This is a genomic window from Acinetobacter calcoaceticus (genome assembly GCF_900520355.1).
Taxonomy (GTDB): domain Bacteria; phylum Pseudomonadota; class Gammaproteobacteria; order Pseudomonadales; family Moraxellaceae; genus Acinetobacter; species Acinetobacter calcoaceticus_C.
Genome location: NZ_LS999521.1, coordinates 1,832,151 through 1,846,657 on the forward strand (window position 1 = coordinate 1,832,151; position 14,507 = coordinate 1,846,657).

Annotated in this window: 14 protein-coding genes; 7 read left to right on the top strand and 7 right to left on the bottom strand. The window is 40.4% G+C overall.

Annotated features, from left to right (window positions below; all coding sequences use genetic code 11):
- Together araD1 and AC2117_RS08785 are read left to right on the top strand one after the other, a co-directional pair.
- Entirely contained in the window at nt 1–999 is a 999-nt protein-coding gene (gene araD1, locus AC2117_RS08780) for an AraD1 family protein (RefSeq protein ID WP_133973435.1), read from the top strand.
- A 10-nt stretch (nt 1,000–1,009) separates the two neighbouring features.
- A complete protein-coding gene (locus tag AC2117_RS08785; protein WP_133973437.1) occupies nt 1,010–2,584 on the top strand; it encodes an aldehyde dehydrogenase (NADP(+)) in 1,575 nt (524 codons plus the stop codon).
- 62 nt (nt 2,585–2,646) lie between these two features.
- Here AC2117_RS08785 and AC2117_RS19145 read toward each other — a convergent pair whose 3' ends face one another.
- On the bottom strand, nt 2,647–3,543 hold the full coding sequence (locus AC2117_RS19145) for an acetoacetate decarboxylase (RefSeq protein ID WP_133973439.1): 897 nt from the start codon (nt 3,541–3,543) through the stop codon (nt 2,647–2,649).
- 327 nt (nt 3,544–3,870) lie between these two features.
- Between AC2117_RS19145 and AC2117_RS08795 the strand changes: the two genes are divergently transcribed.
- The 4 genes from AC2117_RS08795 (at nt 3,871) to AC2117_RS08810 (ending at nt 7,969) form a co-directional block, all read left to right on the top strand.
- Nucleotides 3,871–4,701 (top strand): alpha/beta fold hydrolase, encoded by an 831-nt coding sequence (locus AC2117_RS08795; protein ID WP_133973441.1) that lies wholly within the window; start codon nt 3,871–3,873, stop codon nt 4,699–4,701.
- 159 nt (nt 4,702–4,860) lie between these two features.
- A complete protein-coding gene (locus tag AC2117_RS08800) occupies nt 4,861–6,099 on the top strand; it encodes an NADH:flavin oxidoreductase/NADH oxidase family protein (RefSeq protein WP_133973443.1) in 1,239 nt (412 codons plus the stop codon).
- Nucleotides 6,100–6,114: 15 nt separating this feature from the next.
- Nucleotides 6,115–7,182 (top strand): saccharopine dehydrogenase family protein, encoded by a 1,068-nt coding sequence (locus tag AC2117_RS08805; protein WP_133973445.1) that lies wholly within the window; start codon nt 6,115–6,117, stop codon nt 7,180–7,182.
- Nucleotides 7,183–7,393: 211 nt separating this feature from the next.
- On the top strand, nt 7,394–7,969 hold the full coding sequence (locus AC2117_RS08810; protein ID WP_133973447.1) for a dihydrofolate reductase family protein: 576 nt from the start codon (nt 7,394–7,396) through the stop codon (nt 7,967–7,969).
- 67 nt (nt 7,970–8,036) lie between these two features.
- Here the strand turns inward: AC2117_RS08810 and AC2117_RS08815 are convergent, their stop codons facing one another.
- Both AC2117_RS08815 and AC2117_RS08820 read right to left on the bottom strand, forming a co-directional pair.
- On the bottom strand, nt 8,037–8,843 hold the full coding sequence (locus AC2117_RS08815; RefSeq protein ID WP_133973449.1) for a type 1 glutamine amidotransferase domain-containing protein: 807 nt from the start codon (nt 8,841–8,843) through the stop codon (nt 8,037–8,039).
- A 78-nt stretch (nt 8,844–8,921) separates the two neighbouring features.
- A complete protein-coding gene (locus AC2117_RS08820; RefSeq protein ID WP_042896186.1) occupies nt 8,922–9,338 on the bottom strand; it encodes a MerR family transcriptional regulator in 417 nt (138 codons plus the stop codon).
- Nucleotides 9,339–9,493: 155 nt separating this feature from the next.
- Between AC2117_RS08820 and AC2117_RS08825 the strand changes: the two genes are divergently transcribed.
- Nucleotides 9,494–10,186 carry a type 1 glutamine amidotransferase domain-containing protein gene (locus tag AC2117_RS08825; RefSeq protein WP_133973451.1) on the top strand — a complete coding sequence of 231 codons (693 nt, stop codon included), beginning with the start codon at nt 9,494–9,496 and terminating at the stop codon, nt 10,184–10,186.
- Between the two features lie 95 nt (nt 10,187–10,281).
- On the opposite strand, the gene AC2117_RS08830 is transcribed toward AC2117_RS08825, so the two are convergent.
- The 4 genes from AC2117_RS08830 to AC2117_RS08845 all read right to left on the bottom strand — a co-directional run bounded on the left by AC2117_RS08830 (nt 10,282) and on the right by AC2117_RS08845 (nt 14,119).
- Nucleotides 10,282–11,487 carry an NAD(P)/FAD-dependent oxidoreductase gene (locus tag AC2117_RS08830; protein ID WP_133973453.1) on the bottom strand — a complete coding sequence of 402 codons (1,206 nt, stop codon included), beginning with the start codon at nt 11,485–11,487 and terminating at the stop codon, nt 10,282–10,284.
- Between the two features lie 157 nt (nt 11,488–11,644).
- Nucleotides 11,645–12,193 (bottom strand): RrF2 family transcriptional regulator, encoded by a 549-nt coding sequence (locus tag AC2117_RS08835; protein ID WP_005040253.1) that lies wholly within the window; start codon nt 12,191–12,193, stop codon nt 11,645–11,647.
- Between the two features lie 197 nt (nt 12,194–12,390).
- Nucleotides 12,391–13,410, bottom strand: a complete 1,020-nt coding sequence (locus tag AC2117_RS08840) for an MBL fold metallo-hydrolase (RefSeq protein ID WP_133973455.1) — start codon at nt 13,408–13,410, stop codon at nt 12,391–12,393.
- Between the two features lie 139 nt (nt 13,411–13,549).
- A complete protein-coding gene (locus AC2117_RS08845; RefSeq protein WP_133973457.1) occupies nt 13,550–14,119 on the bottom strand; it encodes a TetR/AcrR family transcriptional regulator in 570 nt (189 codons plus the stop codon).
- Nucleotides 14,120–14,507 lie beyond the last annotated feature (388 nt).

Here is a 14,507-nt window from a genome sequence, read left to right on the forward strand (position 1 = left end):
ATGCAAATTATTCAATTTGAAAATCGTGCAAATCAGCGTGCCGTCGCAAAAGTGGAAGGCAACATGGTGTATCCGGTTAAAAATATTCAATCGGTTCGTGATTTAGCACTTTTGGCAATTCGTAATAAAGTTTCATTGGAACAGCAAGTTGAGACTCAAGGTTTTGAAGCAGAAACCTATGATTATTCATCTTTATTGGCAGACCTAAAAGTCTTGCCACCATTGGACCATCCAGATCCGACACATTGTTTAATTTCTGGCACAGGTTTAACCCATTTAGGTTCTGCATCTGCACGCGACAAAATGCATCAACAAAATTTAAGTGATGATAGCTCCGTCACAGACACCATGCGGATATTTCAGTGGGGTCTACAAAAGGGCCGTCCAACAGAAGGACAGGTGGGCGCACAACCAGAATGGTTCTATAAAGGCGATGGTTCAATTGTGGTGAGACCAGGAGCAGATTTGCCTTTACCTCCCTTTGCCGAAGATGGCGGAGAAGAACCTGAAATTGCAGGCTTATATGTCATTGGCGAAGACTTAAAGCCTTACCGAATCGGATTTGCACTGGGTAATGAATATTCTGACCATGTGATGGAACGCCGTAATTATCTATATCTAGCTCATTCAAAATTGCGTTTTTGCAGTTTTGGTCCAGCTTTACGGACAGGCGAATTACCAAAACATTTAGTGGGAACCAGCCGTTTGCGCCGTGATGGACAAATCATTTGGGAAAAAGAGTTTCTGTCGGGTGAAGACAATATGTGTCATAGCTTGGCAAATCTAGAATATCACCACTTTAAGTATCAACAATTTTTAAAAGCAGGCGATGTTCACATTCACTACTTCGGTACAGCGACTTTGTCTTTTGCTGACGGTATTCAAGCGCAAGTAAATGATGAATTTGAAATAGAAATGAAAGAGTTTGGCTACCCGCTTAAAAACAAACTTGCCCCTACACAACCAGAACTACCTATTGGTTCAGTCATTACACTTTAAGGAATTTAAAATGGTCATTGGATATAACTTTATTGGCGGTTCACGCAGTGCTCAAAGTACAACACTATTAAAAAGTGTGAATGCAACGACGGGCGAATCTCTGCCTTATGAGTTTCACCATGCAACCGAACAGGAAATCAATCAGGCCTGTGAAGCAGCCAGTCAAGCTTTTAAAACTTACCGTCACACTTCACCTGAACAGCGTGCAACCTTTTTAGAAAATATTGCTGATGAACTCGATGCTTTAGGTACAGATTTTCTAGAGGTCGTTTCACAAGAAACTGCCTTACCACTTGCACGTTTGCAAGGTGAACGCGGTCGTACCAGTGGACAAATGCGTTTGTTTGCCAAAGTGTTGCGCCGTGGAGATTTCCTAGGCGCCCGTATTGATACAGCTTTACCAGAACGCCAGCCTTTACCACGCCCAGACCTACGCCAGATTAAAATCGGTGTTGGCCCCGTTGCAGTATTTGGTGCCAGTAACTTTCCATTAGCCTTTTCAACTGCCGGCGGCGACACTGCTTCTGCTTTAGCAGCCGGCTGTTCGGTTGTGGTGAAAGCCCATAGCGGACATATGGCGACAGCAGATTTTGTGGCTCAGGCAATTGAACGTGCGGTAGAGAAATCAAATATGCCTAAAGGCGTATTTAACATGATTTATGGCAATGGTGTGGGCGAACCATTAGTGAAACATCCTTTAATACAGGCAGTAGGTTTTACCGGTTCACTCCGTGGTGGACGGGCTTTATGTGACATGGCAGCAGCACGTCCACAACCGATTCCAGTATTTGCTGAAATGAGCAGCATTAACCCAATGCTAATGTTGCCAGAAGCCTTAAAAAACCGAGGTGAAAAAATTGCACAGGACTTGGCAGATTCAGTGGTTCTGGGCTGTGGTCAGTTCTGTACCAATCCGGGATTAATTTTAGGAATCAAATCAGCCGAATTTAGTCAGCTCATTACTAACCTGACTGAAATTATGGGCGGAAAACCTGCTCAAACTATGCTGAATGCCGGAACCTTAAAAAGCTATGCGGCAGGTCTGGAACACTTAACCGAGCACCAAGGCATTGAGCACTTGGCGGGCCAAACCCAACAAGGCAATCAGGCACAGCCTCAATTGTTTAAAGCCGATGTTGAGCTTTTACTGGCAGGTGACCAGCTTTTACAAGAAGAAATCTTTGGTCCGGCAACTGTCATTATTGAAGTTGAAGATAAAGCGCAACTTCTTCAAGCCTTACAAAGCATGAACGGTCAGCTCACTGCGACTTTAATTGCTGACGAAGCCGATTTAACCGAGTTTGCAGATGTGGTTCCGGTGCTCGAAGAAAAGGCAGGCCGATTACTGTTAAATGGCTATCCAACGGGTGTTGAAGTGAGTGATGCCATGGTGCATGGTGGACCGTACCCAGCAACATCAGATGCCAGAGGCACCTCGGTTGGAACCTTGGCAATCGACCGATATTTACGTCCAGTGTGTTACCAGAACTACCCGCAAAGTTTATTGCCGGAGGCTTTGAAAGACAGTAACCCGTTGCAGATTTTAAGACTCGTAAATGGTGAGATGACCAGAGGCGCGATCTAATAAACTAAAAAGAGACCTGTTAAGGGTCTCTTCTTCATTATTTGTTATGAATAGCAATAAATCTACAGTGGAGTGGGCAAATTAAGTACTACCTGAGCGTCTTCCACCACATCTAAACGTAGAATTTTTGAAGCACCTAATTCATTTAGTAACCTTGTTAAAGGTCCCTCATTTTTTTCAAGTTGCACATTTTTCGGGAAAAGCTTTTGTGCAAAAGAAAGAATATTAGATTGAACTTCTGTTTGGTGCCATGTTCCATCAACCACATGTAGCATGGTGGCTTTGTTGATATGCGTTTCAGAATCGACATATTTTAATGTTGGAACAGCTGTTTTTAGACTTAAATCTAATTTGCCATTTAAATCGGTAATATTAGCTTGAATCTCTTTTGGGTTAATGTTGACATTAATTTTAGTCAGCCATTTCGGTAGCTGGTAACCATATACGCCTCGTACTCTGGCAATTTCTGTATCTACAGGCAAAGCTAAAACATGGGCATGAAAATGACGTTGACGAATCGATTTCATTAATTCTGCAATGTGTGGCCCACGAGCATTAGGTTTACGTACAACAATCGCAATTGACACTTCGTTATATGGGTCATTGTCACAAACTGAATAGGCAAAAAATGTGACGGCTACCAACCCATAACCCGGAAATGGTTGTAGTGGCGTTAAAGCAGCGGGAAGTTTTGCCTTAATGTGCTTAATCGGAGCGAGCATTAAAAGCTGTACATTAGCACTACGATAATAAAAGTTAGGTGCCCAAACAGGACCTACACGAGATTCGACAATTTTTTTAGGAATATGACGGAAAAAATCGATGTTGCCAGCAGCAGGGTCTTGAGCGACTTCATCTAAATCGGGATTCATTCTAAAACGGTCATAATAACCACCTTTGGGTACTTTGACTTTTTGTTGCCCAAACTCAACCTCAGTAAACTGTTGTTTTATATTCATGAGAGTTCACCTTTACATTAATTGACCGAGTAGCTACGTTTGTCCATATCGAGACGTGTTAATTTATAGCCAATGTAGTCACTATAAGATTAAAGTTAACTTTAAAGTCAAGGCTTTAATTTTCATGTGTAAAAGCTTTAATATTTAAAAGAAATAAAATAAAAAACAATTAAATATTAAAAAGATACAAAGTACCCTAGACTATTCATATAAATTTTATTTTAAAAATAAGTTAAGACTGTTGACCTTAAAGCTAACTTTAACCTTAGTATAAACATTCAAACCTTTATAACGATCTACAAACAGATTTTCAGCAGGAGAACAAAGATGGGTTATGTAACCACAAAAGATGGCGTAGACATTTTCTATAAAGATTGGGGGCCACGCGATGCCCAAGTTTTATTTTTTCATCACGGTTGGCCTTTAAGTTCAGATGATTGGGACACTCAATTACTTTTCTTTTTAGGAGAAGGCTATCGTGTGGTGGCTCATGACAGACGAGGGCATGGTCGCTCTAGTCAAGTCTGGGATGGTCACGATATGGACCATTACGCAGACGATGTTGCAGAGGTGGTTAAACATCTCAATATTAAAAATGCAATTCATATTGGCCACTCAACAGGCGGTGGTGAGGTGGCTCACTATATCGCTCGTCATGGCGAAGAAAATGTTGCAAAAGCTGTCCTTGTCAGCGCAGTACCGCCGCTGATGGTTAAAACTGAAAATAATCCCGAAGGTTTACCAAAAGAAGTTTTTGATGACCTACAAAATCAGGTTCTCACAAACCGTGCGCAATTTTTCCGTGACTTGCCATCTGGCCCGTTCTATGGTTTTAACCGACCTGATGCGAAGCCATCGGAAGGTATTATTGCTAACTGGTGGCGTCAGGGGATGACGGGCAGCGCGAAAGCGCATTACGATGGTATCGTAGCTTTTTCACAAACTGACTTCACCGAAGATTTAAAGAAAATCACGGTTCCTGTTTTAGTGTTACATGGTGACGACGACCAGATCGTGCCTTATAAAACTTCTGGCGTGAAATCTGCTGAACTGCTTCAAAATAGCCAACTCAAAATCTACCCAGGCTTTTCGCATGGCATGTTAACCGTAAACCATGAAGTGATTAATGCGGACTTATTAGCCTTCATTCGCGAGTAATTAAAAGTATTAAACTGTAAAAAGAGGCATAACAAATGTCTCTTTTTTTATATAAAAAATAAGTTAATTCAATTTATTAAGTGATATAAGGTGAAAAAGTATTGACATTAAAGTTAGCTTTAATCTTAAAGTGAAGCCATACTGAAAGAGGTCATTCCAATGAAAGTGTTCGAAAAATTAGTATTTCCAAATGGCTCATATGTTTCTAACCGTATTGCCAAAGCGGCAATGGAAGAAAATATGGCTGATATTAACCATGCGCCCTCAGAAGAGTTGATGCGTTTATATCAGGCTTGGGCGAATGGTGGTGTAGGTCTAATCATTACTGGAAATGTGATGGTAGACCGTCGAGCAATGACTGGACCGGGAGGTGTGGTGCTTGAAGATGAAAAGCATCTAGATACTTTTAAAAAATGGGCACAAATTGGACGTTCGAAAGGTGCGCAGGTTTGGCTTCAAATTAATCATCCGGGTCGTCAAATGCAAGCCAATCTTGGTCAGCAAACATGGGCACCTTCGGCAATTTCACTAGATTTAGGCAAAATGTCAAATCGCTTTAATGCACCAATCGAAATGAATGAAGACATGATTGCAGAGGTGATTCAACGTTTTGCAAATACGGCGCGTTTAGGTGAAAAAGCTGGATTTACCGGAGTTGAAATTCATGCAGCGCATGGCTATTTATTAAGTCAGTTTCTTTCTCCACTCAGTAATAAACGCCAAGATCGTTGGGGTGGTTCTTTAGAAAACCGAGCGCGTATTTTAATTGAAATTGTTAAAGCAGTCCGTGAAGTGGTGACACCTGAGTTCACTGTTGCCGTAAAGCTAAATTCAGCCGATTTCCAACGTGGTGGATTTAGCGCAGAAGATGCCCAACAAGTCGTTAAAATGTTAAATGAACATGCAGTCGATTTGGTTGAGCTCTCTGGTGGTAGCTATGAAGCACCTGCAATGCAGGGCCAAGCACGTGATGGGCGGACACTTGCCCGTGAAGCTTACTTTTTAGAATTTGCACAAGAGATTCGTAAAGTGGCCAAAATGCCTGTTATGGTGACAGGTGGCATTCGTCGTAAACAGGTCGCAGAACAGGTCGTCGAAAGTGGTGTAGATATGGTCGGTATTGCAACTGCTTTAGCAATTGAACCTAATTTGCCAAATGCTTGGAAACAAGGCCAGAATATTACTCCTGAATTAAAACCGATTACTTGGGAAAACAAAACACTTGCTTCACTTGCCAATATGGCGGTGGTCAAATTCCAGTTACGTAATTTAAGCTCTGGTAAAAAAACAAAACCGACTGTTTCACCAGCTTGGGCTTTAATATTGCAACAATCAGCTATGTCATGCCGTACCCGCCAATACAAAAAAGGTATGCGTGACTATTCATTTGCTTCTTAATAAGTGAGTTGTGTTATGACAAATCCTAACGATTCAAACTGGATAATTTATGGAGCAAATGGCTACACGGGCGAGTTAATCGCTCGTGAAGCTATACGTCAAGGTTTAAAACCGACACTTGCAGGTCGTAACAAAGAAAAAGTTGAGGCACTTGCTCAAGAGTTAGGGCTCGACTATAAAGCTTTTGGGCTTGATAACGTAGATGCGGTAAGTGAGCAACTCCAAGGCTTTAAACTGGTCATGCACTGTGCAGGGCCATTTTCAGCTACTTCAAAACCCATGATGGAAGCATGTATAAAAGCAGGTGCTCATTATCTCGATATTACGGGTGAAATTTCTGTATTTGAATTAGCGCAGTCACTTAACATTCAAGCAGAAAAAGCCGATATTGTGCTTTGTCCGGGTGTTGGCTTTGATGTGATTCCGACAGACTGCGTGGCAGCTGCACTGAAAGAAGCACTACCAGATGCAACCCATTTAGCGCTTGGTTTTGACTCTAGAACTGGGTTTTCACCGGGTACTGCCAAAACAAGTATAGAAGGTATGGGGGAAGGCGGAAAAATTCGTAAAAACGGAAAAATTACCACTGTTCCATTAGCACATTATGTTCGGACCATTGATTTTGGTGACGGTAAAAAAAGTGCCATGAGTGTTCCATGGGGAGATGTCTCTACCGCTTTCTATACAACAGGTATTCCAAACATTGAAGTGTTTGTTCCGGCGTTTCCAAAAATGATTATGGGCGCAAAAATGATGAACTATGTACGTCCAATATTAAGACTTAAAGCCGTGCAGAAGTTTATTAAGGCGCGTATTGAAAAAACAGTCGTTGGACCAAATGAAGAGCTCCGCGCAAAAGTACCGACCTATGTTTGGGGTGAAGCCAGAAATTCACGTGGAGAAATAAAAACCGCCCGCATCCAAACAGAAAATGCTTATAGCCTTACGGTCAATGGTTCACTGACCGTGGTGAATTATTTACTCAAAAATACCGTTAAAGGTGGTACATATACACCAGCAAAACTGATGGGTTATAAGCTAGTGACTGAGCTACCGGGTTCTGGACCGTTGGTCATTACTTAACAAAAACTTGGTTAAAACAGCATATTTATAGAGGAGTCCCGAATAAGATAATTCTTGTTCGGGCAATGGATAAAAATTAAAGATATTTCAAAGAATACAACTTCATTTAGGTTCAAAGAAAAACAGAAAACAAAACACTCCACGAGAAATAATTCAAATTGAATATACTAAAATGTAATGCATATTTTTTATAAACAATGGAATGTAAATAATGAGAAAACTAGTACTGTTCCTACATGCATCACTTGACGGTTTTGTCGAAGGTCCAAATGGGGCAATGGATATTGGCTGGATTGCTTACGACGCCGATTTAGCAAATCATGCAAAAGAAGTTTTAAGCACGGCCGACACGGTGATTTGGGGACGCGCGACTTACCAAATGATGCATGGTTACTGGCCATCTATACTTTCCAATCCAGAAGCTTCGGAGCACGAAAGGAATCATGCAGAATGGATTGAAAAGACTGAAAAAATCGTTTTTTCAACAACCTTAGATAAAGTTGAGTGGAATAATTCTAGACTTGTAAAAGATCATGTTGAAGAAGAGATCAATAAGCTCAAACAGCAATCGGGTAAAGATATGGTTATTCTCGGTAGTCCTAGATTTGCGCACTACCTCATGCAACTGAATTTAATTGATGAATATAAAATTACAATTTCTCCAGTCTTGATTGGTAATGGATTGCCTTTATTTGAGGGTGGTAGTGAAAAGACGAATCTTAAACTCATCGAAAATAAAACCTTTGCTTCAGGAGCGATAGGTCTTCATTACCAAAAGATAAGCTGATCTTTTCTAAAGTATTTGTATACCAGAGACGAATTACAGAGCTCGTCTATAATTCGTCTTTTTAGATTTATTGAATCGTACTTAAACGTTTAATGACAGCTTCGGCAATTTCTTTACTCGATTGAGGATTTTGCCCAGTAATAATTCTGTCGTCTGAAACTACATAAGAAGTAAATGGAACAAACGCTCGCTTGTATTTTGCTCCACGTTCAATGAGTCCCTTTTGTAAAGAAAAGGGAACTTGAGACTTAATACCTGACAGTGTTTCTTCAATATTTGCAAAACCAGTAACGGTTCTATTTGTAATTAACGATTTGCCATTTTCATCTTGTAGAGGTAATAAACCACCTACACCGTGACATACCGCTGAAATGACTCCGCCTTGTCGATAGATTTGTTCGCTAATGTTCTGCAAAGATTGATTGTTTGGAAAATCCCACATAGTGCCATGACCACCGGTATAGTAAATGGCTTTGTATTGTGATGGGTTAATTGCACTCGGGGATAGTGTGGTTTTTAGAAGTTGCATAAAGGCCGGGTCGGCTAAATGGTTTCGTGCCGATTTATCTAAGTAAATTGACTTTAAACTACGCTCATCTAACGGAACTTCACCACCGAGTGGACTTACAAGATCCATTTTATAGCCAGAGGCTAAAGCGACATCATAAAAATGAGTGAGTTCAGTCAACCAAAGTCCTGTTTTATCAGAACGAGTAGGGTAAGCTGAATGATTGGTCATCACCACTAAAATTTTTCCGCTTACTTTAGTCAGGCTTTGAGTTTTAGCTGACTCTGCGGCGTGTACCGCATTTGAAGTTAAAAAGATGGCGAAAATAATTGTTAACCAACGCTGAATATCCCAAACTTTAAACATGACAGGTTCCTCATCAATCACCTGTAGTCAATCGTATGTTTAAAGTTCGCTTGAAGGTCAATAGAATTTGTAGAAAATTTATGGTGTTTTTGCTTTGTCGTAGTAGAGATTCATGAGTCTTTCTGCATTTTCTTCGCAAGTAATCTCATCTGGCTTGTTATTAATGGCTTCAATCATTGTATGTAAGTTTTGCTTACTTGCTTTTAGTTTCTGTTCTAAAAGTTCTATTTCTTGAATTTTAGTTTCAAGTGTTTGAATGAGTTCATCGTGGTTCCAAGTAGCAACTTTTGAAGGCAAAAAAGCTTTAATTTCTGCTAACGTAAAACCAACTTGCTGTGCTTGTTGAATCAAAGAGAGTTGCTTTAAATCGTTGTTACTATATTCGCGATAGCCATTTGATTTTCTCTTAGCTTTAGGCAAGAGTTTGATTTGTTCATAATAACGAATTGTGGGCGTGCTTAAGCCACTTAATTTAGATAACTCACTAATATTCATAGCCACACATTCTCTTGACATTAAAGCTAACTTTAGACTTATAGTGTTGTAAAAGCAAGGTTCATAACTTTACCAAGCACACACTTTCATTAACAAGTTTCTATGCTTTGATAAATTAATGAACAGAATTATAAATATGAAAATGAGGTGAAGAGATGTCTAAACGCATATTACATGTCGTGACTAACGTTTCACGTTACAAAGATGTAGATGAGCCCACAGGTCTATGGTTAGGCGAACTTACCCATGCCTATGATGAGTTTGAGAAACAAGGTTATATTCAGGATATTGTAAGTCCGAATGGTGGAAAAACGCCGATTGAACCAAAGTCACTCGGTGCTTTAGTTGCCGATAAATCTGTCAAAGCGAGAGAAGACGATCAAGCATTTATGACTTTGCTGGCAAATACATTCAAACCGTCAGATATCAATTGGCAGGATTATGATGCGATTTATTACACTGGTGGCCATGGGGTAATGTGGGATTTTTTAGATAACCCTGAACTTCAAGAAATCACCAAAAATATTTATGAAAAAGGCGGTATTGTGTCGAGCGTTTGCCATGGCTACTGTGGCCTACTTAATGTAAGGCTTTCCAATGGTAAACGGCTTATAGAAGGGAAGAAGTTAACTGGCTTTGCATGGAGTGAAGAAATTTTAGCAGGGGTAGCAAAAAAGGTGCCTTACAATGCCGAAGAGTTAGCAAAAGAGTACGGTGCAGACTATGAAAAGGCTTTAATTCCATTTGCACCACATGTGGTTCAAGATGGAAATTTAATTACAGGCCAAAATCCATTTTCTGCTAAAAAAACGGCTTTAGAAATTATAGAAAATTTAGAAAAAGCCTAATAAATTAATCTACACAACAATAAACCCCAAAAGTAAAACCAATAAAGGTTCTCTGCTTTTGGGGTTTTAAAATAAGCTATCTAGAAAGGATAACTTTAAGGAACAATAACAAAATCAGGATTTGCTATCGAAAAAACAGTATCAAGGTCTGCCGCAGGCGGGTAAATCCAGACAGTATTAATTTCCTGTTTAATTTTTTTAGCATCTTCACGTACAAATTGAACTTTACGGTCCCAACCTTCTGTGTAAAGAGCTCCCCATGCACCTAAGTCAAGACAAGTGACATACTTTGGTTGGCTATATGCATGTAACGGTAAATCGACCAATTCTGCGGCTGCGTTGTAACCAGCAACACGGCCTAGGCTCATGGCATGCTGGCAAGACATCACATTAAAATTACCGAACTCATCGGTTGGAACTTTTACCGTATCACCCGTCACAAAAATATTTTTTGCTTCGGGTGCATGTAAATAAGCATCCCCAATAATACGGCCTAAATTATCTTTTTCACCTGAAATTTGAGAAGTGAGTGAGTTCGCCCGCATGCCCGCAGTCCAAATAACAGTTGCAGCCTCAATTCTTTCGCCGTTAGAAAGTGTTACCCCTGATGCATCAAGCGCAGAAACACGTACTCCAGTTTTACCTTCAATGCCTAGTTCTGTGAGTGCTTCTTGAATTACGGCAGCAGCTTCATCTCCCATTGCTGCACCAATTTCTGTTGAGGAATCAACTAAAACCACACGCACATCAGTTTCACCCAAAATACGACGCAGGCGTTCGGGCATTTCAGTTGCTGTTTCTAGGCCAGTTAAACCACCACCGGCAACCACAACAGTATTACGCGCTGCATTTGCAGCTGAGTTGACTAAGTTTTTAAGATGTTGATCTAGTTTTTCGGCATCTTCTAATGTACTTACACTAAAGCCATATTCTGTAAGGCCCGGAATGGGCGGCATAAAAGTGGTACTTCCAGTTGCCAGAATAAAACGGTCATAGCTTAAGGTTTGTTTGTTGCCATCGGTGGTTGAAACCTCAATGGTCTGTTGGTCGCCATCAATTTGATTTACCCAGCCTGCCAGAAATTTAACTCCAACCACGCTTAATAACTCTGAAATATCAGGGTTCATATTTTCAAGTACGGGTTCATAAAGACGAGGACGAATATCAACATTGGGGGTAGGGGAAACCATCACTACTTCAATATTTTGTTCTTGCGAAGCTAGGTGAATTGCTCTTTGTGCAGCAAGTGCAGCCCATAAACCAGCAAAGCCAGAACCAGCAATAATAATACGCTTACTCATTTGATTATCCTTTTGATAGGTTTTTTCGGACAATAAATTCCAGCTCATCACAAATTTAGGGTGAGCGAATCCTTTCTCTGATTGTCCGAAAAATCTGAGAAGGTGTTTAAAACGATTAGGGGAGTTTTATGTCAGGGTTTGAGGCCCTATCAGCTCGTTAGTCGGGGGTGTCCCGAGATATTTTATTTTTCCGCATTTTTGCTGTTCTTCCTTCGATGCGTTCATTGATCCAGCCATTTACATCACTAAAAAATACGTCGGGTGCATAACGGCCAAAACGGTCTGCAATATCACCAAGTGTATGAGCACCTAGCGCATCTCGCATGGCTTTTTCGGCCTGTAGCATGACGGCATGCACTGCACACACACCACTGGTTGCCCAATCTGGCGGGGCATGATTAAAGACTGCACACTTCCCACGGACTTCTTGGCACTCAAAAAGCGGTTTTTCACCTTCGATTGCATTCACGATATCTAAAAAACTGATTTCATGAGCCGGTTTGGCCAGTAAATATCCACCGCGAACACCTTCTTGTGCAACAACAAGGCCTGCCTTTTCAAGTTTAGGAAAAATCTTGGCCATAAAACTCGGAGAGACTCCTTGTAATTCGGCCAGATCCTTACTACTCAAAGGTTTATCTTCATTGTTCACAAGAAAAAGAAGACAGTGAATCGCATACTCGACGCTACTAGTGATATAAGCCATTTAATTTCATAATTGATCAATTACAAACACAGACTAACTCGGTCTGTGTTTTTAGTCAACAATAAAACTAAGACAAAGTAAGTCCTAGTTTTATTATTGAGTGATTTTGATAAAGAAAATATTAGTTATATTAATGAATTTAAAAGCCTTTAATGAAATATTAAGAGAGAAAATAATTTAAAACTAGCGAGAAAAAATTATGAACGCCACCAATAATTTTCTATATTTGGCTCATTCAGATTTAGGATTTCGCCCATTTGTGGTGTGCTAATGCCCAAATCTTTTTGCTTAGCCAAACCGACAATACGTTCAAATGGATCGTCCCAAGCATGAAGCGCCAAGTCAAAAGTACCGTTATGCACAGGTAATAAATGACGTCCTTTTAAATCGAGATGGGCTTGTAAAGTTTGCTCTGGTTGCATGTGAACATCTGGCCATTCTGGGTCATAAGCTCCAGTTTCAATCATAGTGAGATCGAAAGGTCCATAACGATGTCCAATCTCTTTAAAGCCATCAAAATATCCCGTGTCACCGCTAAAAAATACGCGTAGATCACTATCAATAATTACCCACGATGCCCATAAAGTTGCATTACTGTCACTCAAGCTTCGGCCCGAGAAATGATGTGCAGGGGTGGCTACCAGTTCTAAACCATCAATATGTGTCGTGTCCCACCAGTCGAGTTGTTGAACTTTTTCTGCTGGAACTCCCCATTTAATCAGGGCATCACCCACACCAAGCGGTGTTATGAAGTGCTCAACTTTGTCTTTAAGTTGCATTACTGCGTGGTAGTCCAAGTGGTCGTAGTGGTTATGCGACAAAATCACGCCTTTAATGGGTGGTAATTCATCAATGCTGATTGGCGGTTGGTGAAACCGTTTTGGCCCAATCCATTGAAAAGGAGAGGCGCGCTCCGAAAAAACAGGGTCGGTTAGCCAAAACTCATTGCGCAATTTTAACAATATGGTCGAGTGCCCCAGACGAAATAGGGAACGGTCAGGTGCACTAAGAAGTTGTTCTTTCGACAAACTTAAAACTGGAATTTGTTTGTTTGGAACAGTATCTTTCGGTTTGTTAAATAGAAACTTCCACATCAACTGAAGCGACTTACCAAAAGAAGGTTTGTGCTGGTTCGGACGTGTATTTCTAAATTTGCCGTCGTGTTGCTGTGAAGGCATTAAGGGAGAGGGCAAGTCTGTTGTGTTTGAAATAGTCATCTTGTTTTTCCTTTAGTGGAATAAACCTATATGTGCAAATAAGAACTTTAAGCGTACTTATTAATATCTATATAAATGAGTATTTACTCACTCATTAATTAGTTCAAAAATAAGGACGCTATAGGTCCTTATCTTTTATTTATATTGAAACTGCATGCCAAAATGCTTCAAAACCCGATTTGCGATAACGCTCGGTTTGAGAAGGGTCTTGGGCAATAAAATTCAGTGTGACTTCGGCAAGCGCCCCCAAAATTGAAGCAATAAATAACGGTGGGTAATCACGTAGTGTTCCACCATTAATATGTTCTTGAATATTTTGGGTCAGATCGCAAAAGGTTTGCATACCAATTTGTTTGCTTTGCTCGGTAATTTGTTCAGAGGTTGAAAGCTGTGCCATTACTTTGCGTTTGAGTGGAGCTTCTAAACTCCAGTCCAAATAGCTTTGCCAAATATGAGACATTTGTGTTTGCAAATCGGCGTGAGCAGGGTAATTGAGTATCATGACCTGACGAAGTTCAGCCTTTAGCGAAAGATAGAGCTGATTAAGCAATTCTTCTTTGTTACTAAAATAGGTAAACAAAGTACCTTCTGCCACGCCAGCGACTTTGGCAATTTTTGAGGTAGACGCACGTTCGCCAAGCTCTGCCAATGTTTCAATAGCAGCACTTAAAATTGCATTACGTTTATCTTCACTACGAGGACGAGCCATACACAAACATATTAATTGAGTGATTACTCAATCATACATAAAAATAGCTAGGGTGCAAGAAATGTTTTGTAGAGGAAGTCAAATTTACGAACACGCCAATAAGCTCAGAATTTTAAAAAGATTATAGATTTACTTTATATTGTTAAGCTTACATTTAAGATTTTCCTTAAATATGTAATTAAATGAAAAACAATAATTAATTAAATATTTTCTAGCCAATTTCACATTGACACCTTAAATATTGCAGATTACCATTTGCGGGCTGGCCTACATTGCCAGTCGGTTTTGACGGACCGATATTTGAACCACATCAGGACTATTTCTTCTGAGGAAGAGTCTTGTGTGCACACCTCGTTCCCTCCCGTAGCGGTAGGACGGGAGTGGGACA